At 35.1% G+C, this 23,795-nt stretch carries 23 protein-coding genes and 2 pseudogenes; 7 read left to right on the forward strand and 18 right to left on the reverse strand.

Annotated features, from left to right (window positions below; all coding sequences use genetic code 11):
* Complete coding sequence (locus WAK64_RS07745; protein WP_336586392.1) at positions 1-1,734, forward strand: SgrR family transcriptional regulator; 1,734 nt, start codon at positions 1-3, stop codon at positions 1,732-1,734.
* 145 nt (positions 1,735-1,879) lie between these two features.
* On the opposite strand, the pseudogene WAK64_RS07750 reads toward WAK64_RS07745, so the two are convergent.
* From WAK64_RS07750 to WAK64_RS07770, 5 genes and pseudogenes are all read right to left on the reverse strand, one after another.
* A pseudogene (locus WAK64_RS07750) lies at positions 1,880-2,286 on the reverse strand (NUDIX hydrolase).
* 192 nt (positions 2,287-2,478) lie between these two features.
* Complete coding sequence (locus tag WAK64_RS07755) at positions 2,479-2,814, reverse strand: NIPSNAP family protein (protein ID WP_336586393.1); 336 nt, start codon at positions 2,812-2,814, stop codon at positions 2,479-2,481.
* 13 nt (positions 2,815-2,827) lie between these two features.
* Positions 2,828-3,859, reverse strand: a complete 1,032-nt coding sequence (locus tag WAK64_RS07760; protein ID WP_336586394.1) for a C45 family peptidase — start codon at positions 3,857-3,859, stop codon at positions 2,828-2,830.
* A gap of 287 nt (positions 3,860-4,146) precedes the next feature.
* Complete coding sequence (locus WAK64_RS07765) at positions 4,147-5,463, reverse strand: aspartate aminotransferase family protein (RefSeq protein WP_419465910.1); 1,317 nt, start codon at positions 5,461-5,463, stop codon at positions 4,147-4,149.
* A gap of 27 nt (positions 5,464-5,490) precedes the next feature.
* Positions 5,491-6,873 (reverse strand): YjiH family protein, encoded by a 1,383-nt coding sequence (locus WAK64_RS07770; protein WP_336586396.1) that lies wholly within the window; start codon positions 6,871-6,873, stop codon positions 5,491-5,493.
* A gap of 350 nt (positions 6,874-7,223) precedes the next feature.
* On the opposite strand from WAK64_RS07770, the gene WAK64_RS07775 reads away from it, so the two are divergent.
* Complete coding sequence (locus tag WAK64_RS07775; protein WP_336586397.1) at positions 7,224-7,475, forward strand: hypothetical protein; 252 nt, start codon at positions 7,224-7,226, stop codon at positions 7,473-7,475.
* A 396-nt stretch (positions 7,476-7,871) separates the two neighbouring features.
* On the opposite strand, the gene WAK64_RS07780 is transcribed toward WAK64_RS07775, so the two are convergent.
* The 5 genes from WAK64_RS07780 to WAK64_RS07800 all read right to left on the reverse strand — a co-directional run bounded on the left by WAK64_RS07780 (position 7,872) and on the right by WAK64_RS07800 (position 12,931).
* Entirely contained in the window at positions 7,872-10,283 is a 2,412-nt protein-coding gene (locus tag WAK64_RS07780; RefSeq protein WP_336586398.1) for a heavy metal translocating P-type ATPase, read from the reverse strand.
* A gap of 148 nt (positions 10,284-10,431) precedes the next feature.
* Complete coding sequence (copZ, locus tag WAK64_RS07785) at positions 10,432-10,650, reverse strand: copper chaperone CopZ (protein WP_336586520.1); 219 nt, start codon at positions 10,648-10,650, stop codon at positions 10,432-10,434.
* A gap of 15 nt (positions 10,651-10,665) precedes the next feature.
* Positions 10,666-10,956: a metal-sensitive transcriptional regulator gene (locus tag WAK64_RS07790; RefSeq protein ID WP_336586521.1), complete on the reverse strand. Its 291-nt coding sequence runs from the start codon at positions 10,954-10,956 to the stop codon at positions 10,666-10,668.
* Between the two features lie 361 nt (positions 10,957-11,317).
* A complete protein-coding gene (locus tag WAK64_RS07795; protein WP_336586399.1) occupies positions 11,318-12,433 on the reverse strand; it encodes an NAD(P)/FAD-dependent oxidoreductase in 1,116 nt (371 codons plus the stop codon).
* Positions 12,434-12,706: 273 nt separating this feature from the next.
* Positions 12,707-12,931, reverse strand: a complete 225-nt coding sequence (locus WAK64_RS07800) for an ATP synthase subunit c family protein (protein WP_336586400.1) — start codon at positions 12,929-12,931, stop codon at positions 12,707-12,709.
* A 374-nt stretch (positions 12,932-13,305) separates the two neighbouring features.
* On the opposite strand from WAK64_RS07800, the gene WAK64_RS07805 reads away from it, so the two are divergent.
* On the forward strand, positions 13,306-14,316 hold the full coding sequence (locus tag WAK64_RS07805) for a phosphotransferase (RefSeq protein ID WP_336586401.1): 1,011 nt from the start codon (positions 13,306-13,308) through the stop codon (positions 14,314-14,316).
* A 341-nt stretch (positions 14,317-14,657) separates the two neighbouring features.
* On the opposite strand, the gene WAK64_RS07810 is transcribed toward WAK64_RS07805, so the two are convergent.
* The 3 genes from WAK64_RS07810 to WAK64_RS07820 form a co-directional block, all read right to left on the reverse strand.
* Complete coding sequence (locus WAK64_RS07810; protein WP_336586402.1) at positions 14,658-15,149, reverse strand: NUDIX hydrolase; 492 nt, start codon at positions 15,147-15,149, stop codon at positions 14,658-14,660.
* Positions 15,150-15,201: 52 nt separating this feature from the next.
* A complete protein-coding gene (locus WAK64_RS07815; protein WP_336586403.1) occupies positions 15,202-15,693 on the reverse strand; it encodes an SMI1/KNR4 family protein in 492 nt (163 codons plus the stop codon).
* Between the two features lie 366 nt (positions 15,694-16,059).
* Positions 16,060-16,941 carry an SDR family oxidoreductase gene (locus WAK64_RS07820; protein WP_336586404.1) on the reverse strand — a complete coding sequence of 294 codons (882 nt, stop codon included), beginning with the start codon at positions 16,939-16,941 and terminating at the stop codon, positions 16,060-16,062.
* Positions 16,942-17,503: 562 nt separating this feature from the next.
* Here WAK64_RS07820 and WAK64_RS07825 point away from each other — a divergent pair.
* The 4 genes and pseudogenes from WAK64_RS07825 to WAK64_RS22560 form a co-directional block, all read left to right on the forward strand.
* A complete protein-coding gene (locus WAK64_RS07825; RefSeq protein WP_336586405.1) occupies positions 17,504-17,683 on the forward strand; it encodes a hypothetical protein in 180 nt (59 codons plus the stop codon).
* Between the two features lie 496 nt (positions 17,684-18,179).
* Entirely contained in the window at positions 18,180-18,707 is a 528-nt protein-coding gene (locus tag WAK64_RS07835) for an NAD(P)H-dependent oxidoreductase (protein ID WP_336586406.1), read from the forward strand.
* A gap of 573 nt (positions 18,708-19,280) precedes the next feature.
* Positions 19,281-19,919 carry a DUF1349 domain-containing protein gene (locus WAK64_RS07840; RefSeq protein WP_336586407.1) on the forward strand — a complete coding sequence of 213 codons (639 nt, stop codon included), beginning with the start codon at positions 19,281-19,283 and terminating at the stop codon, positions 19,917-19,919.
* A 514-nt stretch (positions 19,920-20,433) separates the two neighbouring features.
* A pseudogene (locus WAK64_RS22560) lies at positions 20,434-20,554 on the forward strand (IS110 family transposase); the annotation flags it as partial.
* 235 nt (positions 20,555-20,789) lie between these two features.
* On the opposite strand, the gene WAK64_RS07845 reads toward WAK64_RS22560, so the two are convergent.
* The 5 genes from WAK64_RS07845 to WAK64_RS07865 all read right to left on the reverse strand — a co-directional run bounded on the left by WAK64_RS07845 (position 20,790) and on the right by WAK64_RS07865 (position 23,611).
* Positions 20,790-21,221, reverse strand: coding sequence for a hypothetical protein (locus WAK64_RS07845; RefSeq protein WP_336586408.1), 432 nt, complete (start codon positions 21,219-21,221; stop codon positions 20,790-20,792).
* 271 nt (positions 21,222-21,492) lie between these two features.
* The gene (locus tag WAK64_RS07850) at positions 21,493-22,146 is read right to left on the reverse strand and encodes an SMI1/KNR4 family protein (RefSeq protein WP_336586409.1); all 654 of its coding nucleotides are present in this window, start codon (positions 22,144-22,146) and stop codon (positions 21,493-21,495) included.
* Positions 22,147-22,538: 392 nt separating this feature from the next.
* Complete coding sequence (locus WAK64_RS07855) at positions 22,539-22,817, reverse strand: DUF6881 domain-containing protein (protein WP_336586410.1); 279 nt, start codon at positions 22,815-22,817, stop codon at positions 22,539-22,541.
* Between the two features lie 136 nt (positions 22,818-22,953).
* Positions 22,954-23,235 (reverse strand): DUF6881 domain-containing protein, encoded by a 282-nt coding sequence (locus WAK64_RS07860; protein WP_336586411.1) that lies wholly within the window; start codon positions 23,233-23,235, stop codon positions 22,954-22,956.
* Between the two features lie 13 nt (positions 23,236-23,248).
* Positions 23,249-23,611 carry an HYD1 signature containing ADP-ribosyltransferase family protein gene (locus WAK64_RS07865; protein WP_336586412.1) on the reverse strand — a complete coding sequence of 121 codons (363 nt, stop codon included), beginning with the start codon at positions 23,609-23,611 and terminating at the stop codon, positions 23,249-23,251.
* Positions 23,612-23,795 lie beyond the last annotated feature (184 nt).

The following is a 23,795-nucleotide window of genomic DNA, read 5'->3' on the forward strand; positions in this document are numbered from 1 at the left end:
ATGAAGAGCTATACATACATGCAGATGAGGGCTAAATTCTATCCGAGAGAGCATGATCAGCACGTTACATTCAAATTAAAAGAATTGGAGACTTTATGGTACTGCTCTCAAAAGAATGTGAAGAGGAAACTTAAACAATTTGCTGAGCAAGCGTTGCTCGCCTATCAACCTGGTAAAGGAAGAGGAAATCCATCCATCATTCGTTTTTCCCACCCTTTTCAAGAGGAAGTGAAGGCTGAAGTCCTTCAATTAGTAGCAAATGATCAGCTAGAAGACATTATTCAACTATTTCAGCTTCCCATTCCGAAAACGTGGATTATGAATGTTTCAAAAGAAGTACAAAAGCTATTCGGGTTTCAGCATTCACATTCTGAAACTGATTTGCTACGAACCATTATGACGAGAAAATTAACAACACTCGATCCCTTAAACGCTTCTATTACCTTTGAGACATACTTATTACAACAATTGGGAGATCGCTTAGTAACATATAATCAAGAATTAGACATTGTTAAGCCTCATATCGCACATCATTGGGAAGTAGAAAACGATTACCGAACCTGGATTTTTCACTTACGGAAGAGCATTAAATTTCATAACCACCATGTGCTAACGAGTAAAGACGTAAAATATACATTTGAGCGTTTCCGTGACCATTCTTCACCGCATTTCTGGCTTGTTGAGGATATCGAGAGCATCACTTGTGAATCTCCTTACACAATACGTTTTACCCTTAAACAGTCGAACCCACTTTTTATTCGGTATGTTAGTTCTCATAACTTGTGCATTTTACCGATTAATGAACCTTTTGATGAATATTCATGGATAGGAACTGGACCTTTTCAACTCGAGAAACGTACGGATTCATTGCTTTCTTTAAAAGCATTCGATGACTATTTTTTAACAAGACCATTATTAGATAGAGTTGAAATTTATCGTGTACCATTAGAAACGACCACTTCTATTACGTATAAAGTTGAAGACGAAGAAGGAGAACACCCCCTCCAAAAGCAATCGCTTGAAGTAGGATTTCGCTTTTTAGCCTTTAACTTTACGAAACAATCTATTGTCCATCACCCTTCCTTTCGAATGGCTATGTACCATTTATTTGACATGAAACGGCTCTGGGAGGATTTAGGTCGTTCGGTTCTTTTTGAAGCATCCAGTTATTTTTATTGGAAATCTAGTCAGTCATCGTTACAAAAGGAAGCAGTTAAAGCACTATTGCATGCTGCTGGGTATAATGGAAAGCCTCTCTCACTGTACACTTCTGACAAAACAGACTATGTAGAGGAAGCCCAGTGGTTGAAGAAGGAAGCAAGTAAAGTAGGCGTAACAATTGACATCACCACTTTTTCAATTGAAGAGTATTATGATTCTAAAATTGAAGAAAATGCTGACCTTATCATTCACGGTGAAGTCGCTTCAATAGACTATCATCTTTCGTTTATGGGTGCTTTTCTCAATAAAGCGTTATTATTTAACCGTCTATTATCAAACCATCAACTCGACCGGTTAGAAATCTATTTTAATAAAATGAAACAAGCTGAAAATGGCAGAGTAAGAGATGAATGGGTCGATGCAGCAGAACATTATATAAAAGAAGAAAATTTATTTTTATACCTTTATCATCCAATCAAGCATCGTTCCTTTCATCCGATGATTCAAAACATTCAATTTGATTCATTTGGCTATGTTGATTTTAATCAGTTATGGATTAACGACCAAAAATAATGAGCTATCAGCGTATCATTGTATTTGATTGTTCACACTTTATAAGAACCATTTGCTCATTTTTTTGCGCTACACAAAAATAGAACTTCCTATTATACGGAAGTTCTAATCTTGTCTATCGGACGTATTAACAGTTTGTGATCAATTATTGTGACATTGACAGAGAATATTGGTTAATTAGGTTCATTATTATAGGATTTAGCCCTTCTGGTAAGTCAAATACTTTTAAAAATTTTGCTTCTGTAGTTTCTAGACCGTCTGGTTTGAGAACTCCACCTTTAATTTCTTTTGAAATATACGCAATTGTAACTGGATAGAATTCATCACCATTAGGTAATTTAACAAAATGCTCTTTTCCTGAAAAACACCTACTAAATCAAGTTTACCTACTTCGATGCCAGTTTCCTCTAATACTTCTCTTCTTCCTGCTTCTTCCGTAGATTCTCATAATTCAACAAATCCTCCTGGTACTCACCAAGCTCCATCAATCCGTTTTTGTAATAAAAATTCGCCTTTTTCATTTATTGTAGCCACTGCCACTCCAATTAAAATTAATGGCTGGTTGCCAACTACCTAACGTAAATCTTCAATAAAACCCATAGTCTGCTCCTGGAATACTCTACTTTCACAAAGAGACATATTTGAACAAGGAGAGATGATTTCCCTTCTGTTTTATTTGAATTACTTCGTTCGTTGTTATAAGCACTTTCATAACTGTGATGATAGTTTATTTAACATTTAACATTAAACAGTAGACTCTAAAGCTTCATTTCTCACTTCTAAAAAGTATTTCTTTTGGACAAATTCTCTTCCTCCATTTTTTTCATACCAATCCTTTATACGTTTAAGATGTGCTTTATCACTTCGAACATTCTTTTCAATTTCTACATAATCTTCATAACTGTCGTATTCCCATATAGCAAAAATTTCTACAGTGCCATTATTATTATCCTTCATCCATCGGCCGACTAAACGAGATCCGTATTTAAGTTGATTAGGCAGATTTATGTTGTTGAAAAGATGATTAAATGGTTCTACAAATTCATTCTTCACAATATAAAACTTTCTTCTATAAAACAATCAAATCTCCCCTTTAATTAGAAATAAAATATGAATCTAATTTACCTCTTAGTCTTTCTTCCTTTAAATCCTCGCCATCAACCCAATCTTGAAAATTGAAATCTAAGACATGGTCACCTTGTGCAATCGTCGTCTTAATTCTAGAATGCTCAAAAGAGTATGATAAAGTATGCATAGTTCCAAATAAATTTTCATAATCAGTAAAGTATAATGGTGAATTTATGTCTTTTAAATGATCAAACATTTTTTGATGTGGGAGGTTTTTCTTAGATATTTCTTGAATAAAGTTATCTCGTTTTACCGAACCTTCAATAGATAGTCTATTGTTATTTTTTAACTTCTCGTCCTGAAAATGATTAACACAAGATAATAATGATTGTCCTTGTCTTACAAGCACTTTATCTGGACTAGCTTCTACTACTGCAATATTGCCCATTGGGTCACCAAGTGAAAAATTATAACAAGCTGAATGCGGAATTTCTTTTAGCATTTGAATTGCATCATCGACTGAAGAACATATATCCAAAACCATCCTAATTGCAGTCCAAGGAGATATTCCTTTTGAGTACCCATTATTACTAACAAAGTGTAATCCTATCACTAACCCCTTTTGGTTTATTCCATCATGCCTACCTAAAATTTGAAGATTATAACCTGCTGTTGCAAAAGCAGCTTCCGATTGAACTAAACTAAATACCCCATCATATAAATCCGGAGAAAAATCATAATTCCTTACATAATAATCTTTTGTAATGATTGCAGAACAGCCCATGGCTTCTGTCCTCGGCACATCATAGCCACTAAACAAGGAAGCCGACTTTTTAGTAGACACCTCTAACCCACTAGCTAATCCTTCCAACTCTTCAAGTAAATGAGCAGCTAGGGTAGAAAAAATGGCTTGTACATTCTTATAGTCTATTTCTGGTTTTGTAATTGAGTCAAAAACTTTTAACAGTGGACTATTTTGTATATTCTTACCGAATTTCAACCCAATATTAAATGAAGTATCTCTTATTTGAATCACATTTACTAAAAGCTCCGACATGGAAGTCTTCCTTAAATCATAATATTGTTAGAATTATCATAACACTTATCTATTATAAATTATTCAAAAATAAGTAAAAAGAAAAAAAGGGACAAATTCCCTTCAAGAAGATATTTTTTAGAACATCAGACACAACGACTTCATTCAGTAGGTAATTAACGATAGCAGTCACCTACTATACAAAAAGAACCTATCAATTTTTTAGATAGGTTCTTTTTGAAAATTCCTTTTTACACTACATCCATAGGCAGAAACAGAAATGAGAGACCCTTCATTCGTCACTTAGGTCATTTCCTTCCTTCTTGTTCATATCGTTCAATGGCTCTAGCGAGCATATCAATACCTGTTTGTATTTGTTGTTTCGTCACACTTAACGGTGGAATCATTCGAATAACCTCATGATTTGGTCCACAGAAATAAAATAATACCCCCTCTTCTAGACAGAGATCTAGTATGCGCATTAAAGCTTCTCCATCTGATTCCCCTGTGCCCGGGTGGACGATTTCGATACCGATCATTAGCCCTACAGCACGTATTTCACCAATGATCGAGTGTTTCACTTTTAATTGTTGTAAAGCATGTACGGCAAATTCCCCAACTTCTTGGGTATTTTTTAGTAACTCCTCTTCTTTTATCACTTCAAGCACAGCTAATGCAGCAGCACATGAAATGGGATTCCCTCCGAATGTTGTTCCGTGGGATCCTAATGGCCACTGTTTCATTAACTCTTTTGAAGCAACGGTAGCACTTAAAGGGAGCCCATTGGCAATTCCCTTTGCAATGGCCATAATATCTGGTTGTACATCGAATGTTTGGGCTGCAAACCAATTGCCCGTTCGGCCAAATCCTGTTTGGACTTCATCAAAAATAAGCAATATACCAAACTTGTCGCAAATTTCACGAACCTTGTGTAACCATTCTGTTGGAGGAATAATGTAGCCCCCTTCACCTAAAACTGGTTCAACAATCATACAGGCCACTTCGTCAGGATGTACTTGGTACTTAAATAACTTTGAAACATCTTGTTCCAATTTTTCTACAACATATGAAACCGGTTCTTCGCCAACGGGTACTTCCTTTACATTAGCATATGGAAGTTGATAAACAAGCCCAGAGGGTTGCATCCATTTCCGATATTTACTTTTTGATGTGCTTACACTTAATGCTCCCATTGTTCGTCCGTGAAAGCAGCCTGTAAATGAGATCACGTAAGGTCGTTTCTTCACATATTTCGCTAGCTTTATAGCTCCTTCAATCGCTTCCGTTCCGCTATTTGCAAAAAAGAAATGATCTAGTTCTCCTGGAAGAACCTTCGCCAATTCCTTTGCTAAGCGTAATATCGACTCGTACATAATTACTCCAGAAGGGCCATGTGTAAGTGAATCTGCCGCATCCTTTATCGCCTGAACTACCTTTGGGTGGCGATGCCCTACATTCGTAACAGCAATTCCCGATGTAAAATCTAAATATTCTTTTCCATCTGCTCCGTAATAATAACAGCCTTCTTCTTTTACTACTGGCAAATTTGGATGATCTTTTGCCATACTAGGTGCTAGTAAATCCGGCATTTCTTTCACTAAATTCTCCCATTCGAACATTCTCATTCCACCATTCTTTCTAGTATTCTTCTATTAATACAATATATGACCAATGACAGTTGCCACAGGTAAAGTGATGAACGTACGCTGAATAAAAATGATTAAGAGCTCCGAGAAGCGCAAAGGGATTTTAGACTTTAGCAACAATATCCCAATTTCAGACATATAGATGAGCTGTGTTAAAGACATGACCGCCACAACAAATCTCGTTAATTCACTTTCAATTCCACTACCAAGAACAGCAGGTAAAAACATATCGGCAAAGCCAACAATCATTGCGGGTGCTGCGGCTTGTGCTTCAGGAAGCTGCAATAACGTAAGAATTGGGACGATTGGGTAGGCTAAAATAGTAAACAACGGCGTATATTCAGCCACAACTAGAGCTAATGTACCTAGTGCCATAACAAGTGGGATTAAACCAAACCAAATATCCAATACATTTTGAACCCCTTGCTTAAAAATATTTGTAAAACTCTTTACCTGTTCTGCTTTCTTGATCGCTTGTTCAACACCTGACGCAAAACTAGATTTTCCAGTTGAAACATCTTCATTTATTTGTTTTCCAACAAGTTCATAATAAGTATCTTCTTTTCTAGATAATGGAGGAATTCTTGGGCAAATAATGGCGGCTAAACTACCTGCGATAAATACCGTTAAATAAAATGGAACAAACATATGCTCAAGCCCGATGAACTGGATAATCACGAGACTGAAGGCAATTGATGCAACCGAAAAATTAGTAGCAATCACCGCTGCCTCTCTTTTTGAGTAGTACCCTGCTTCATATTGCTTAATCGTAATTAAAACACCTACTGTTCCACTCCCCATCCAAGATGCTACCGCATCAATAGCTGAACGTCCGGGTAATGTAAATAATGGAACCATTATTTTTCGCAGCAGCACTCCGATAAAATCCATTAATCCAAACTCTAGTAAAAGGGGCATTAACAGTCCAGCAAATAAAAACCATGTAGTTAAGACTGGAATGAGAACATTTAACATCGTTCCGCCTGTTACATCAGACCAAACCCATTCAGGACCAATTTCCCATAGAGTAAAACAAGAAAATAGTACTCCTATCATCCGAATCATTAACCAAAGATTACTAATATTAAATAAACTATTGAAAAACGGATGCTGGATAATCCATTTCGGCTGAAAACCCTTTGTCAATAAGGAAAAAACGATGGACAGAAACATAATCCCCGTCATAAAACTAGGCAAATAGGATAAGAAAACGGAATGTACATATGTAGCAAATACACCAACCCCAATTGTGATCTCCCCTTGAAATGAAAAAGGGACTAAAAAAAGAAGAACACCTAAAAATGATGGGATAAAAAATCCCCAAAAGCCCTTCTGTAAGATTTGTTCTTTTTCCTCTAATTTAATATAACTCTCTTTCTCTACGTCCATTCAGCACACTCCTTATAAAAATTAATGATAATGAATTATTATACATATTAATCTATAATAATCAATGATTAAATTTAATATTTATTATTTTTATTCATTTTTATGTATATTGATAGAATTGCATAATTGGACTCTTTTATAAAGGGTTCACTTTTTGGATAGATGATTATTCCTGTAGATGGGGTATTTTCAAATAACTTTCATTTTGGAAGAGTCTCAAAATGTATGGGGAAAAAATTATCAAATTTGATTGAAAACAATCACGACTATATTCCCAATTATCCGTTTGCCGAGCACCTTTTTTACTAGAATTTCATAAACTATTAAAACATGATAAAGGGGGGAAACTTATGGATATGGCTTTAATTCTTCTAAATTTATTTCTTTTTGTGGTTTTCTTATTTTCTGCTACTTTTGCGGTCATTTTATTATTCACAGGATGTTCTAAAGACAGCAATAAATGCTTATGCTTTCTTGGTCCCTTCTTAGCCATTGCCGCTGTCGCACTAGCATTAGGACTGATTATTGCTACACTGGAGGTTGAGGTTCAGGTAGCAGAAACATTACTATCGTCTGTACCGCTACTTCAAAGCAAATTATAATAGTACAGCCCTTGTAACATTAAGTGCTACGCTCTTTTTAACTTTGCGACACTATCTCCTATTCACATAGTCAATCAGTTCTGGTATTGATCAAATAAATATTGGACAAGTAATACACCCTTCATTAAAGATAGAAGGTTAACATAATCATGTGCCAACCTTTACAATTGGATGGCACATGATTATTGTTTTGATTTTGGAATGACACTCCATTCACATTTGGTCAAAAATAATAAAAAGAAGCCATTTAAAAAAATTGAAAATGGCTTCTTTTCTAAAAATGATAACAAAGTACATAAAAACTCCCCAATATCCGTCCTTCCATATGAAGGAATTTGATATTGGGGTACTCGGCACATCATTACATCATAGCGATTTCTTTTTCGTTACATCCGTTTATAGCTTTATTCTTTGTAAGCGCAACGAATTTAGTACGACTGAAACAGAGCTAAAGGCCATGGCAGCGCCGGCAACCCATGGGGCGAGCAGCCCGATGGCGGCAATAGGGATACCTAATGTATTATAGGCGAAGGCCCAAAATAGATTTTGCTTAATATTTTTTATTGTTTTCTTACTCATAAATATACTATCAGCAATGCTGTTTAAATCTCCACGAATTAGGGTGATATCAGCAGCCTCCATTGCAACATCCGTACCCGTTCCAATGGCCATTCCAATATCCGCAACGGCTAATGCTGGTGCATCATTTATTCCATCACCAACCATGGCAACCACTTTTCCTTCTTCTTGAAGCTTTAGTACTTCGTTCGCCTTATCCTCAGGAAGTACTTCTGCGATAACACGATCTACTCCCGCTTCAGAGCCAATCGCTTCTGCTGTCCTTTGATTGTCTCCTGTAATCATCACGACTTCGAGTCCCATCTCTTTCAAGCGACTGATCGCCGACTCAGATGTATCCTTAATGGTATCAGCTACCGCCAACATTCCAACGTACTTCCCATTAATCGCAACGAGCATGGCTGTTTTACCTTGTTTTTCTAAGCCTTCCATTTCAGATAGAACGTGTTGTATGTCAACACCATTTTGTTTCATCAAGTTTCTTGTTCCAATTTGGATGGAATCACCCTCAATTTCGGCACGCACACCGTAACCTGGAATCGCTTCAAAATGCTGTGCATCTGCCAGTGGTAGTCCCTTTTCCTCAATCCCTTCGACAATTGCCTGTGCGAGAGGATGCTCTGAAGATTTTTCAACAGCACCTACATAGGATAAAAATGTCGTTTCATCGATTGAATCTTCAACTAACACGTCCGTTAAGACGGGTTGACCATTCGTTACCGTTCCTGTTTTATCAAGCAATACGGTTGTAATTCGATGAGTCGTTTCTAAATGTTCTCCACCTTTAAATAAAATTCCATATTCAGCCGCTCGTCCGGACCCCGCCATAATGGAGGTCGGTGTCGCTAAACCAAGTGCACATGGACAGGCAATGACTAATACAGCTATTAATTTTTCGATTGCTTCACCAACATTTCCAGGCTCAATCCACACAATCCAAACAATAAAGGTGAGTATCGCAATGACAACAACGATCGGAACAAAAATACCTGAGATGTAATCCGCTAGGCGCTGAATTGGCGCTTTCGATCCTTGTGCTTCTTCGACCACTTTAATAATTTGTGCTAGTGCGGTATCCTTCCCTACTTTTCGTGCTTTCATTTTTAAAGAACCATTTTTATTCAAAGTGGCGCCAATGACTGCATCCCCAACTGTTTTATCAACAGGGACACTTTCCCCAGTAATCATGGATTCATCGATAGCTGTGCGGCCCTCAATAATTTCACCATCAACTGGAATTTTTTCACCAGGCTTTACGACAAGTATATCTCCTTCAACGACTTCTTCTAATGCAATCGTTTTCTCTTCCCCATCGCGAATCACTAAAGCAGTTTTTGCTTGTAAACCCATCAACTTCTTGATTGCTTCTGATGAACGTCCTTTTGCTTTTGCTTCAAATAGTTTACCAAGGAGGATTAACGTAATAAGAATGGCACTTGTTTCAAAATACAACTCTACCATACCCTCTGTACGTCCGATTGATTCAATCGATAAATATACACTATAGAAGTAAGCAGCCGATGTGCCTAGAGCCACTAATACATCCATGTTGGCGCTTTTATTTTTAAGTGCTTTGTAAGCTCCTACATAAAACTGGCGACCGATGATAAATTGGACAGGTGTTGCTAATGCCATTTGAACCCATGGATTCATTAACGCTTCTGGTAAATAAATGAATGACGTAAACTCAAAATGACTCACCATCGACCAAAGTAATGGGAGAGAAAGAATAAGAGAAAGAATGAATGTTCGTTTTTGTTTTTCATAAAAACTTTCGCGTTGGTCTGTTTGTTCATTTCCTTCTTTTATTGTAGCTCCATACCCAAGGCTATCAACTTTTTGAATAATATCCTTCGTGTCAATGATGTCAGGAATATACTCAACCGTTGCTCGCTCTAAAGCAAGGTTCACATTTGCTTCTGTTACTCCTTCCTGCTTATTTAACACTTTTTCGATTCTTGACGAACAAGCCGCACAGGTCATGCCCGTAATATCAAATTCTTGTTTTTCTGTTTTCACCTCGTAGCCAAGGTCCTCCACCTTTTTTTTGAAATCAGCTACATCAGCACGCTCTGGATCATATTGAATGGTGGCTTTCTCTAATGCAAAATTTACATTGGACTCTTCCACCCCTTCTACCTTATTTAAGCCTTTTCCAATTCGATTGGCACAAGCTGCACAGGTCATGCCTGTAATGGGGAGACTGGCTACTTTATTTTCACTACTCATTATTTAACCCTCCTATACCTATATGGGGTATATTTCTTTCCGAAAGAAAACCGTGCTTTTTTTGCACGATTACTTTCCTCACAAAGTGTCTTACACCTTTTCATCCGAGTTCACCTTTCCATAGAAAGGTGAACTCGTTACAAGAAACCTACACGGATGCTTTTTTTACATCATAGCCTTGATCATCAATCGTTTCACTAATTTGATTGAGATTTACTTCTGCTTCATTAAAGTCAACATGAACTTTTCCTGCTTTTAAATCTACTTGTACGGAGTTAACTCCTTTTAATTTCCCAACGCTTCCTTCAATTGCGTTCACACAATGTCCACAAGACATTCCTTCAACATTTAAAATTGTATTTGCCATCATTATTTCCCTCCATTATTTTTTCATTAATTTTTGAACTGTAATCATAAATTCATCTACAATTTCCTCATCGCCATCTTGTATACGCTCTAGTACACATGTTTTCATATGACCTTCTAATAAAAGCTTAGCGACACTATTTAATGCGGATTGTGTAGCTGAAATTTGTGTAATAACATCATCACAATACGTATCTTTTTCAATTAATCCTTTAATCCCGCGAATTTGTCCTTCGATTCGATTCAATCGGGTCACTAAATTTTTTTTAACTGTATCTGAGTGGTGACTCTTGCGATGACCCTCCATATCACATTGTTCTCCGCCTGCGCAAGATGTATTCACATCTTTATTTGAATCAATGTTTTCCGACACCTTACCACCTCCGTTAAATATAATATACCATACCCTCCGAGGGTATGCAACATGAAAATTAAAAATAGTAAAGCCTATTTTCAAGGGCCTGCTGTTAACCATTGTTAACTACTAGGCCCTTTCTTTCTAACACTTACCGAATAGTAAATACCTTCACTGTATTTGAGTGTAACTTACCTGAAGAAAATGTATTCCCAGCTTTATATGGGTCAATGTGTTCGGACAACTTAACATTTATTATAGTATACTATACCTACCGAGGGTATGGGAATATAAGTGTTTTAACAATTTTTGATCATGATATAGAATCTTCAACAGAATAATCCTCAGGTCGTAATGTTGTTTTTTCGCCCGTCGCTAATTTCGCTAACTCTGCTCCTAAAAAGGGACCTGCCGTTAATCCTGACGCACCAAGACCATTGCCAACTAACAAACCTTTTCTTCCTGGCACTTCACCGAAAACAGGTAAGAAATCAGGTGTATGTGGTCGAAAACCTACTCTTGTTTCAACAATCGTACTGTCCGTTAGTTCAGGTGCGACTAACAGCGCTTTATGTAGGACCTCATGTACTCCGCCTGCTGTTACTCGTTGATCAAATCCTTTATTGTCTTCATGAGTAGCACCAATGACCACCCTACCCTTATCAAAAGCTAATAAATACTGATTAGTAGGTGGCATAACAACAGGCCACTCACTTGTATCTGTCTCTGGTATTTCTAAATGGATAATTTGTGCTTTTTGTGCAGCTACTTGGAAGGTAAGGTTATGGGGCTTCAGCAATTGTTTTGCCCATGCTCCTGCTGTAACGATAACGGAATCTGCCATTATATTCTCATTTTCTACCTGCACGCCAATAACGTTAGTTTGTTCAAAAAGAAGCTGAGCATCCTTGTTAATCAGTACGGCTCCTTTCTTTTGTGCCGCACGGAGTAGAGATTGTTTTAAAGCACGACCATCAACTCGAGCGGCACCGCTAATGAACACAGCTGCGTATTCATCTGACAAAGGTGGAAACATTTCCTTCGTTTCCTCTTTCGATAACCGTCGAATGTCCCCCATTTCAGGTGCGTCTTCCTTTCGTTTAAGGGTACGCGCCATCATTTTTTCTAATCTTTCTTCATCTGTATGGATACTAATGGCACCGACTTGTTGATAACCCGTTTCCTCTTCGCCCTCTTTCTTTAATTCTTCTATTAGCTGCGGATAAAATTTAGCTCCATGCTTTACAAGGTTGTACCAACGCTTGTTTCTTCGTTGTGAAATCCATGGACAAACAATACCAGCAGCAGCATCTGTTGCCTGACCTTTATCTTCACGATCAATAATGGTCACTTCGGCACCAGCCTTCGCGAGATGGTATGCCGTTGAGGCCCCAAGAATCCCTGCACCTATAACAATATATCTCTTCATATAACACACCTTTTTCTATTGTAAGACTGCTTTTATTTTACAAGATTATTGACCTTGTCTCAATCATCAACCATTCGTGACTTTTCGTATTGGAACGAAGATGCTAGTAATATTGTTGAGCATATCCTTTTATTACTGTATGGGTCTTTTTCGAAATGAATGTTTCTTCCTACTAAGTTAACTCATCCTGGAATATAGAAAGAAATATTGCAGTGAAAAAAATAGCCAGAAAAAACGCCCGTTCTCATTCTCGAGATTGGACGCTTTTGTATTTTAGTGACTTTTCTTTTTACAAAGTAAAGTAAGTAATACTCCAATGATGAAAAGAAATATTGCTGGTAAAACAAATGCTAATATAAATACTAGGATAAGTGTATCTTGTAAGTTTGGTTGCCGAGCTATTCCCTGTATTAAATCACCAGAACTGATACCAAATCCAATAGCTATGGCAGCAAATATAATACTTCCACACAAGCAACATGATTTTAGCTTGTCCATTTCTTCACCTCCCCTATAACATATGAAGGTGTAATCAGTTTAATGAAGAGAAAGGCTCTTTTTCATGTCTTTAAAAATCTCTGCTACGAAATTAATTAGCGTTTACTTTGTTACTGTTTCTTCTACTTCATGACTATTGAAATTTGCTGGTAGTCTGGCATATATAACAAATTGTAGATAATTGCTGGTCTAATCGTCGGAGGAATTGCAAGTACAATTGAGGGTTTGCGTTTAATATGATTTCAAAAGAATAGGAGTTAGGAAGTTTCTTTGGAATGGTCGGACATTCCACTATAAAGAGTAGAACGTTAACTCATTTTATATCTGTAAGCATGAATATTTAGTAGAATGATTAAATAGAAGGAGATGAGAGAATGAACAGCTTAAGTTACCACTTTCCATTTAAAGAAATATGTAATCAATGTCAACTTGGTGAGTTAATCGATGCTCCTATACCGATTTCAGGTGGACTTTTACATAAAATGTATAGATTGAACACTACAAAAGGACAATATGCCATTAAATTATTGAATCCACAAATTATGCAAAGACCAATGGCTAGGCAAAATTATCTTCATTCAGAACAAATTGCCCATTTTGTCTCAAGTCATATCCCTTCTTTACCAGCACTTAAACTGAATGGGGCTTTCCTACACAGAATGGAAGATCAGTTCTACCTTGTGTTCAATTGGATAAATGGGGTTAGTTTAAAACAGAATGAAATTAAGCAAAAGCATTGTGACCTAATGGGAGGGATTCTTGCCGATATCCATAAGACAGATTTTTCAACGCTTGGAATATTACATAACCAAATAAATAATCGAAAACTAATAGATTGGAATGGCTTTTTACTAAAAGGACAAGAAAAACAAACAACTTGGCGAAATCTACTAGCTAAAAACATGGATAAGCTATATGAATGGGATGCAATGGCCAAAAAAGCATCGAGCCTACTTTCATCAAATATGGTCCTCAGCCATCGGGATTTAGATTCAAAGAACGTAATGTGGACTGGAGGCAATCCAGTTCTCATCGATTGGGAATCAGCGGGCTATATAAATCCAATGCAAGACTTAGTAGAAACTGCGATTTACTGGTCTGGACATGAAAAAGGCGAAATTGATAAAACAAGATTTCTTGCCTTTATTAGTGGATATAAAAGGAGCGTAGATAAGCTTCATGCAGATTGGACAATTGTTTTAAACAATGGTTTTTTAGGCAAATTAGAGTGGTTAGAATATAATTTAAAACGAGCTTTATGGATTGAGTGCACAGACGATGAAGAACAGAAGCTTGGCACTCGTCAAGTGACCGAAACCATAAATGAATTACAGCATTATGCCAAAGCTATTCCTCAATTAGTAAATTGGCTGAATGAGACATAATAGCTTCAGCTTGGTGAAAAATAAGAGATAATGCTAAGAGAACTACAACCTCCAAAGGGAATCAACTTCGTCGTTGAATCCCTTTTTGTTGTTAGTATGGAATAAAGTTTGATCTAAAACATCTTATAAACAGTAGTAATATCGCTATCCAAAAGAATCGATTTTGAAAAAAAGAATGATTAAAATGCATTCTTCTTCAGAAGATTCAATGTGACTTTTATAATAAAGATTGATCATTTTCTACCTTTGTTATTCGATAATCACCCTTTTGACCAAGACTTGTATTCGAGATAATTTGTATAATGTTCTTTAATTAAAGCGCCCTATTCGTTGAAGATAAATTATTTTTGCCTTAAAGCATAATCAAGTATCTCTTGGTATAATTCGTTCCAATCATGATAAGTTTTCGTTACCTCACTTGGATTGATAAGAACTCTTTCAGCTGACTCATTTATAGCTTTAAAGTGATGAAATTGGTCAATGTTCATACGATAAAAAACTTGATAGCCTACTTTTGGATACGGGCTATTTTCATTCCATTCTGGATTTTCATTATGGTCAACGATAATATGACCTAAAAGAGAGCAGCTGCCTGTAACATATCCTTCTTCATATACTTCACGTTTTAAACATTCTTCGGGAGTCTCCTCTTCTTCAATATGACCCCCAGGAAAATCCCATCCTCGATGATTTAAATTCACCAATAATAGCTTATCATCCTTAAAACAAAATCCGTGAACACTTGTTATTAATTCTCTTGGTGGGATTTTTTTATCAGGTATCCAAGTCAACTTCACTTTTGCTTTTCCCCAGTTCACATATGTTGTAGCCATATTATCTCTCCTCTTATAAACCTAATCCCCTTCAACTCTACTGCCAAATTGCTTAATATAGATCATCATACGCATCGCCTAAACTTGTAAAATTCTTCTCAAGCCAATAGAAATTTTGACCTCGGTTCTTTAAAAGTAATTCTAATAATTGGGTAAAAGAAGTTGCAATGATAGAGCAATCTCCAACTACACCATGTCTATCCCAAAAGCTATCGTAACATCTTCCAAAGCGTTCTGAATTAAGATCAACAGTAATATAATCGTTATTTTTATCCGAACCAATTATGTACCATTCACAGGATATATCATATTCTCCTCTTTCTCCTATAATAATAGGATTTGCCAATTCAAACTTATTGGGTGAAGAAATAGAAATACTGTATTCACTAGTAATAAATAAATCTATTCCACCACAAATGTTGTAGAACTCCGTAATATCGTTTGGTAATACATGAATCTCTTCTAATTTAGGTGTACCACCTGGTGGATGTACAATACAATTGGGGAGACTTTTTAATTCCTGAACCAATTCTTGTATCCTCATTTTTCACACATCCAAACTGCTCATTATTTAATTTTCTAACAATAATGCCTTCACTAAATGTATTCTTATAGCTAATTTTATCATAATGATCAAAATTCGTTACTCCACACTAAGATACGATGTATAAAGAAAAGGTGCTTCTCTATTTCAGAAAAGCGCCCGGTAGCCGAAGACTCTATTTAAAGATAATCGAAATTAATAACGCTTTTTGAGAAAAGAGCCCTTTAAAAGATTAAAGGCAATCATTTATCGTTTTTATAGACCCTCTTGTGTTTGTTGTTCATTTAATTTTCAAAATTTTAGTACCCTATTAAAGCATAAAAACATCCTTAGTTAATATTATAATTTTTGAGTCAAGTTACTTCTTCACTCTAGCTCTTTATTTATATAATGAACATAATAATCTTTCAACGTCAATGAACCATATTTTGGAGCGACCATATCATTTGTCATGCCTTGATAGAAAAAGCGAAATATACCGTATTGTTGCTTATTTATCAATTTATAAACTGATAAAATTGGTTGAAAGAGTATTGTTGGAAGGTAAGTTATCTTTTCTTTTTTCCCTACGACGTTAAAAGCCATTTTGGCAATATCTTGGTGAGAAAATACTTCAGGGCCTCCAATATCTAATACTTTGTTGGAATATTGCTCAAAAGATGCCGTACAATATTTTGCTAAGTCTTCCCCATGAATAGGATTCAACTTTTTTGTCCCATCACCTATCAAATAAATTCGACCTTTTTTAACTAAATGTAGAAATTCAGTCATATCAGAAAAATAGCCTGTTGGTCTAATAATTACATAGTCCAATTCAGAGTTGATTAGTGCTTTTGCAAATCTTTCTTTTGCCTCAGTCATCGGCCCTTCTAATTGGTCACCTTGAAAAACATGAATGTACATGAATTTTTTTACTTTGCTTTTTTCAGCTTCTTTCAATAAATTCAAATTGCCCTGATAGTCAACATCATTAAAGGCTAATCCATCCTTTTGTCTTGTTATACCAACAGAAGAAAATACAAAATCTATTCCTTCACAAACTCCTTCAAGTGTACTTGGATTCGTAATTTCAGCGTTAATGACATGATCGACATCTTCTTCAATTGCAGGTTCCAAAAATTTACCTTGTCGTTTCAGTTTGTTTTCATTTCTAACAATGACAGTTACAGAGTACCCATTATTCTTTAAAGCTTTTACTATATAACGCCCTAAAAAACCTGTTGCCCCAGCAACTAATACTCTTTTCACTGCAGCCACCTCCAAAAATTTGTTCAAGCCTAGGATCTTCACTAAACAAAACAGCACTTACTAAACAGAGAATGGGAAAAAATTAATCTGCTTTCATAGAAACGACAGGTATTAGTCCAACACCTAATTTCTTCATCAATTCAAGCTTAAGAAAAAAAAATATGTGTACACTCATATTCTATACCTTGATCTTTTATATGTAAAAATATTCAACTAAAAAATTACAAATCTATCTCACAAACTATCAGTCAAGATTCAAAGCATCTTCATTTTCACATAATTTCTGGAAATCCTATTAGATAAATTTTATAGGAAACTAGGTTTAGTTAATAAAAGTGATAAAGTGTTTCGTGATGTATCCATTGAATGAACAAAAAGAAGGCGTGTAGATTTTGGGATAGTTGATATTAACATTTTTATACTTATCATTGGGATTTAAATGGGGATTGTCTATAATGCCCAGCGATTGATTAGTCATTCATAGCCAATTTGGTTCCAAAAGAAATCAAATTTTACAGGAATTGATTTTGATATCGTTGGAAAGCTAGATACACGTGGATTTATGGGTGATGAAACTATTAAACCTTATTTTGAGAAAATAACGATAAATTCAAAAGTAAATACAAATGAATCACATGAGCGTATTAACGAATTACAGGTTAAGGTTGATAAGCGTTGTTCAGTATACACAACGTTTGAAGCCGCAGGGGTTGAGCTAGTCCCTAATTGGACAAAAGCATAATAAAAAGGCTGGACAATATTTTCAAGAGCAGAATCGTAAAAAGTTATAAAAAATAAGGAATGTAACATATTAGTCATATATTATGTTTCATTCCTTTTACTGAAGACTTTTCAAAAGAAGAATTCTACCATTGTTAAGATAGTTGAGAAATAATTAATACTTACAAAATCAGCAACAAAGATGTTAATAGCTTCAAATAACTAATAAGTCTTGTGCATGCTTACACTAATATTCTAAGAAGGGTGTGTGATTAGTATTGAAAACCAATATAAATGGAAGCACTATCAACCTGAATTAATTTTAATAACAGTCACATGGTATCTACGTACAACAGAAGAAAAACCACCTCCCTCATAATTAAGAAAAGAATAACAATACTTACCTTTAGGTAAGTACCCGTAAAAATAGTGCATACTTACATAGTTGGTAGTGCTGGATTTATAATAGTATCCAGAGGTTGAAATGTTGAATTTATAATAAAATTTAGGAGGAAGAAATGAAGACTCTTGTTGTCATAGCGCACCCGAATATAGAAACATCCGTTGTTAATAAAAGATGGGTTGAAGAATTAAAAAAATATCCCGAAAAGTATACGATCCATGAGATATACAAAGTTTATCCTGATGCGAAAATAGATGTAGAAAAAGAGCAAAAATTGGTTGAATCGCATGGAAATCTTATTTTTCAGTTCCCAATTTTTTGGTTTAATTGTCCACCTCTTCTTAAACAATGGTTGGACGATGTTTTTGCTTACGGATGGGCCTTTGGTTCAGAAGGAGATAAATTAGAAGGTCGTAAGCTTGCTTTGGCTGTATCTGCTGGAATAAAAAATGAAGATTACAGTGAAAGTGGAAGATATCAATTCACACTTGAACAGATTTTAGTTCCATTTAAAACAACTGCTATCTATTGCAAAGCAGATTATCGTTCATTCTTTGCGTTTTATGGAGCAGAATATGAACCATCTGAGAGTGAAATTGAGAAAAGTGCTCATGATTATCTACAATTTCTTAAGGAGCTATAATACTTCAAACCAACAAAATGGGGATCCTTTAGTTTAACTCTTAGGCCCAATAGCCGAACATTTGAATTCGAGATACTACTTAGATTAGCTAATATCCCTGATCGTAGAATAATACATTTTTGTAAATGTATGAATCAAAGGAAGCTGCAAAACTAATTGTGAATGCTAATATAATGCGACCAATTATTTTATTCAGCATATCCGAAAATGATTATTTATATTAGAAAGTCCTTTGACGACGGGTCGTGGAGATGGAAAATGTAATATTTACTCAAACTTTAATCCTAAGTATGCTCAAATGTCATTAACTAAACTTAAAACGTATCACAATTTCTGTTTACCTTTCAAAACCAAGGAAGGTAAAACCCCTACTCAAAGATTAGGCATAACAGATATAGGATTTTCCTTGAAAGATATTAAATATCTTTGATAGTTTACTGAAGGTAAATGGAAATTTTATGTTTAAAGAGATTGTGAAATGCTGTTCTTAAACAAACGGGCAGGAATATTTAAGAAAAAAATATTAATATTATTCCTGTTTATTTTATTAAACTTTTTGATAGAGGTGTTTTTTTGGGAAAGAATGTAATTATTAATGAATATTTTGAAAGTGGCAGACTAAGTGATTATTTAGTATGGTTTTGCGAACCAAAAGAATGGTTTATAGACAAACATTCATCTCAACTTGTGGTAAAAACGGATGAGAATACCGATTTTTGGAAGAAAACACATTATGGCTTTGAAATAGATAATGGACATTTTCTTTATACAGAAACGAGTAAAAATTTTAGAATAACAACAAAAGTAAAGACACGACCAAAATCAAAGTATGACCAAGCAGGATTAATGTTGAGGTTCTCTGAAGATATATGGATAAAGACATCATTGGAATATATACCTAACGGATTAAGTAAATTGGGGGCAGTCGTCACAAATCATGGCTATTCTGATTGGTCAACACAAAGTGTTAACTATAATTTTGAATATTTGTATTTCAGGATATCAAGAATTGGTCAGAATGCTTATGTCGACTTTTCATTCGACGGCGGAGAATGGCACCAAATTCGTATTGCCCACTTAGATATTCCAGAACATTCTTCGGTTAAAATGGGGTTATATGCATGTAGCCCACAAGGAAAACATCAAGAAGTGAGGTTTGACTTTATAAAAGTAGAAGAACTTTCTCATGACCCTCAAGAAGCATATTTATAATTTTTCATTATTCGGGTGGTTGGTGGGGTTATTGTACTAAATCAGCTAATGGAAGCCCGTTATTTATTGCGTTAACGGGAGCATTAGTTGAATAAAATGCCTTTTAAAATCTTAGGATAAGGAGCTTGATTATCCTAGCTTTTTTTATTGTGTTAGTTTTACTGTTAATTTATATTACATTTGCAGTGTTAGTTCCTAACTATTTAAAGGTCTAATTCCATTGTTTTTTAGTGTTTTGTACTCTAAAACCGAACCCATTATAATATTATATTTCTAACTTTGTATTCATTAGGATCACAATATCTTTAAAATGCACATTATTCATGTTCTAAAAAATGCCCCCCACTAAATCAATATTGAAGGTTACTCCCCTTTAAAGATTGATATTTAACTGGCTGGCCTTCTTTTTATAGACTATTCTTTAGGTAGTCGGGGTAGGACGTGCGCACCCGTGGAACTTGATCCCGTCAGCAATACTGTCCACCCCCTATTTTTAGAAACATGTTTGAGGAATACAGCTGTTCAGTGTGGATTAGCCAATAATCGAAATGTAAAGATAAGCAAAAAAAAGTGAGGGCAAGCCTCACAAAGTAGCCATCATAGCTTGTGCCAACAAGCTAGTGCATTGGATTTAACGAAGATACACTGCATAAACCAATACAATTGATTACACAACTTTCAAAAACCTCAAGCATGCTTCTTTTTCATGCATATTTTTATTATATCACCTTAAATTTGGTATGATCACTTAAAAAGTATTGACTTATATTAGCTGGTATTTTTGATATCAGTGCTGCTGTCATCGACCTCAAAATCAACTATTTTTATATAGGAGAAGATATGGAAGAAAATACTATAGAGGGGGCTGTATTAAGGTTGATAACCTAACATTCCTATTAAAATCGCAATCCAAAGATAAATTAAACTTACAGGAATGAGACTAAGTACGATTAGAATTCTCTGTGTTTTATTTTTTCCATTCTTTATCCATTTGTAATAAGAAAAGGTAAGTAAAATTAATACTGGGAGGTGGAAAAAAACCTCGAAGTTACCCGCATAATCTGCTAGAGGATCCCAATAGTTTTCTAAAGCTTTCACGTCAGCTGGGTCATTGGGATTATACTCATTTTTGGACCGATAAAGTTCATAATCATCCTGTATTTTTTTATATCCTTTACTAAAGAAATAAATAAGAATGCCATAATATAAGGCAACAAACAACTTTATCCACCATTTTATATGCTTAATGAAAATGAGTAGGGCAGCTAAAAATAGGATAAAGAAAAATAATATACCTTCCATATTTCTCATCCCCCAATATAAAATACTATGTTTCAATTATATGACTTTACCATTCTCATTTGAGAAAAATAGGAAAGTCCTTTTTGCTAAATTAATCATTTTCCCTAGCTGATTTAGGAAATACTTTATTGTTTAGGAATCCTCCTTTTGAAAGAACGGCCCAGTTTCAATCGAACATTTGGATGTTGAGTGTTATTCAACAAAATGGTCCTTTCCACAAAAAAAGAGCGTAACTCATACTCCTGGGTTACGCCCTTTAAATAAATGAGGCTTAAATTTCAACTTGTAGTAATTCTCTAAAATGATTAGCGGAATTACTTTCTGGTAAAAGACCACTTGTTTGATTTAAAGTGAAAGGTAACCATTGCCAATCTTCCCCACCTACAAAACCAATCCTTGACCATTTTTCTAAAAAATCAACAAAATTCTCTCCTAATTTATACCCATGTCCTTCTCCGTCATCATGGCTTAAATACATAACTGAAGCATCATTATCGTTTTCAACTAAATCAAAAGCAATATAGTCTCCATTACCGACTTCATAAAAAGCTAGTTTGTTATGCCATACCTTATCATATTCATCATTTGGATTTAAAAAAACCTTGTCTACCCAGCTGTTTTTTTCGTCATCAACTTGTTTAATTAAACCCAAACCACAGTGAAGTTTTCCACTAAATATTCCACTAAATTCCTCTTGCAATTTATAATTTTCTGGAAAAAACCAACAGAAATTGAAGCCTGAAGAAAATTCTAGAAGAACTTTTTTAAAACTCTTTGGCAAAGACAAACCTAATAGTCGTTCACATTCCTCTATTTGTTGCAGTGTGGCCGGTTTTTCTATTACTAAATCCGTAATTTTTCCACCTATTTCATTTATTCTCTTTACTATAGTTTCAATTCTCTGTTTCAGTACACCATAATCCAATTAATACACCTCTATAGAATATACTTAATCTAAGGTCGTACCTTCAGACCCAGTTAATCCAAAATCACTATAATTTCCACATTAATTTATTCCATTCTGGCCCTTTACTTAAATAACCAGATAATCGTTCAGGGTTTCTATCTCTAATCATAAAAATTCCATTGGATGTATTTCCAATAGGTAAAACATCGTATCTCTTTTATAAGCATCGCGACTTTTTTAAAAACATCGAATCTTTTTTTAACATCTTGACTTTATTTTAAATCTACACCTGATCAATTAATGGGAATTTATTCAATAAAGATAGACCATTTTCTACCTTTGTTAGTCGACAACCTCGCCCAAAACGAAAAACTTTCTAGGGCTACACCAATCAAGGTTGTTTAATATATCTACACTTCTACATTTTCATTCCAAATACCTTCAAATTCCTCTTTACTTATCTCCACTGGAATAAACTCCGAGTTTGATGCAATCTCCTCAAATGCTGGATAAGAATACTCTGACAAAGTCGAGCCTCCGAATTCGCTGGATTGTGTTGCATAACCAACCCTGCCATTTTTGTATATCTCTATTTTTCTGTTTTCATACCCTACATCATCAAGCTCGGCAAAAATAATATACGGTTCGTCAGTAATATCATGTATCCATTCTATTTTTAAAAACTGCATACTATCGCCCCCCTTTTTAATTTTTACCTGTACGGATAATTCGACCAGAAAAGTCTAGTTGATTATCATTCGGAACTAAGTAAACCACATTTTAGCCTGATACATCAATTATAATATAATGCGAATCTAACATAACTTACTGATTTACAAATTTCTTCCACACTTCTTCAAACTCTTGTTTTGTTATTTCGATCGCTTTAAATTGAGTATCTGAATTAATTTCATCAAGGTTTTCCGGGAAAGGTATTTTACCCAATCCAGTTTTACCAAATTCAATATTTAAATATGCATACCCGTAAGTTCCATCTCTAAAGATCTCTACTTTTCGAGTTTCGTATCTATCTTTATCGATTTCCGAAAAAATTTTAATTGGTTCATCTGGAAAATTGTGAAACCATTCTAAATAAATAAATTCCACTCAAATACCTCCATTATTTTGTAGATTTCCCGTAATTAATTATCCTATTAGATATATCTAAAGCACCTTCGTTAGGAATTGCGTATACTCCATCTCTCCCTTTTATGATATTTAATCCACTAACGTCAATCTCTAAGTAATTAGTAAACCTTTTACCGCCCCATGGTGTTCTTAAAAATGTGTATGAGAGTTGTCCAAGCGTTTTTTCTCCTGGAACGACATCCGTTAAATACTGACCGTTAGTATATCTTACATCTTTAGGATTTAATGTTTTTGTCGATGGGTTCAATTTTCCTGATTCTAGTATCCCATTAAGCCCTTTTTCATTTGTATAATGATATAGCTTACTAATACCATTGTTTTCTTTCACCAACATATTTGAATAATCTTCGGCTTTATATACTACTCCTCCTGGTGCTGCAATAAAATCAGCCTTACCCGTACCCTTAGAACACTACCTAACGCCATCGTGTTCTTGCGATTGCATTGTCTTCATCGTATGTAAATGGGCGCTACCTCACATTGTTCATTTTATACATTAGATTTATCTGGTCAAAATG

The sequence above is a fragment of the Bacillus spongiae genome (assembly GCF_037120725.1).
Taxonomy (GTDB): Bacteria; Bacillota; Bacilli; order Bacillales; family Bacillaceae_K; genus Bacillus_CI; species Bacillus_CI spongiae.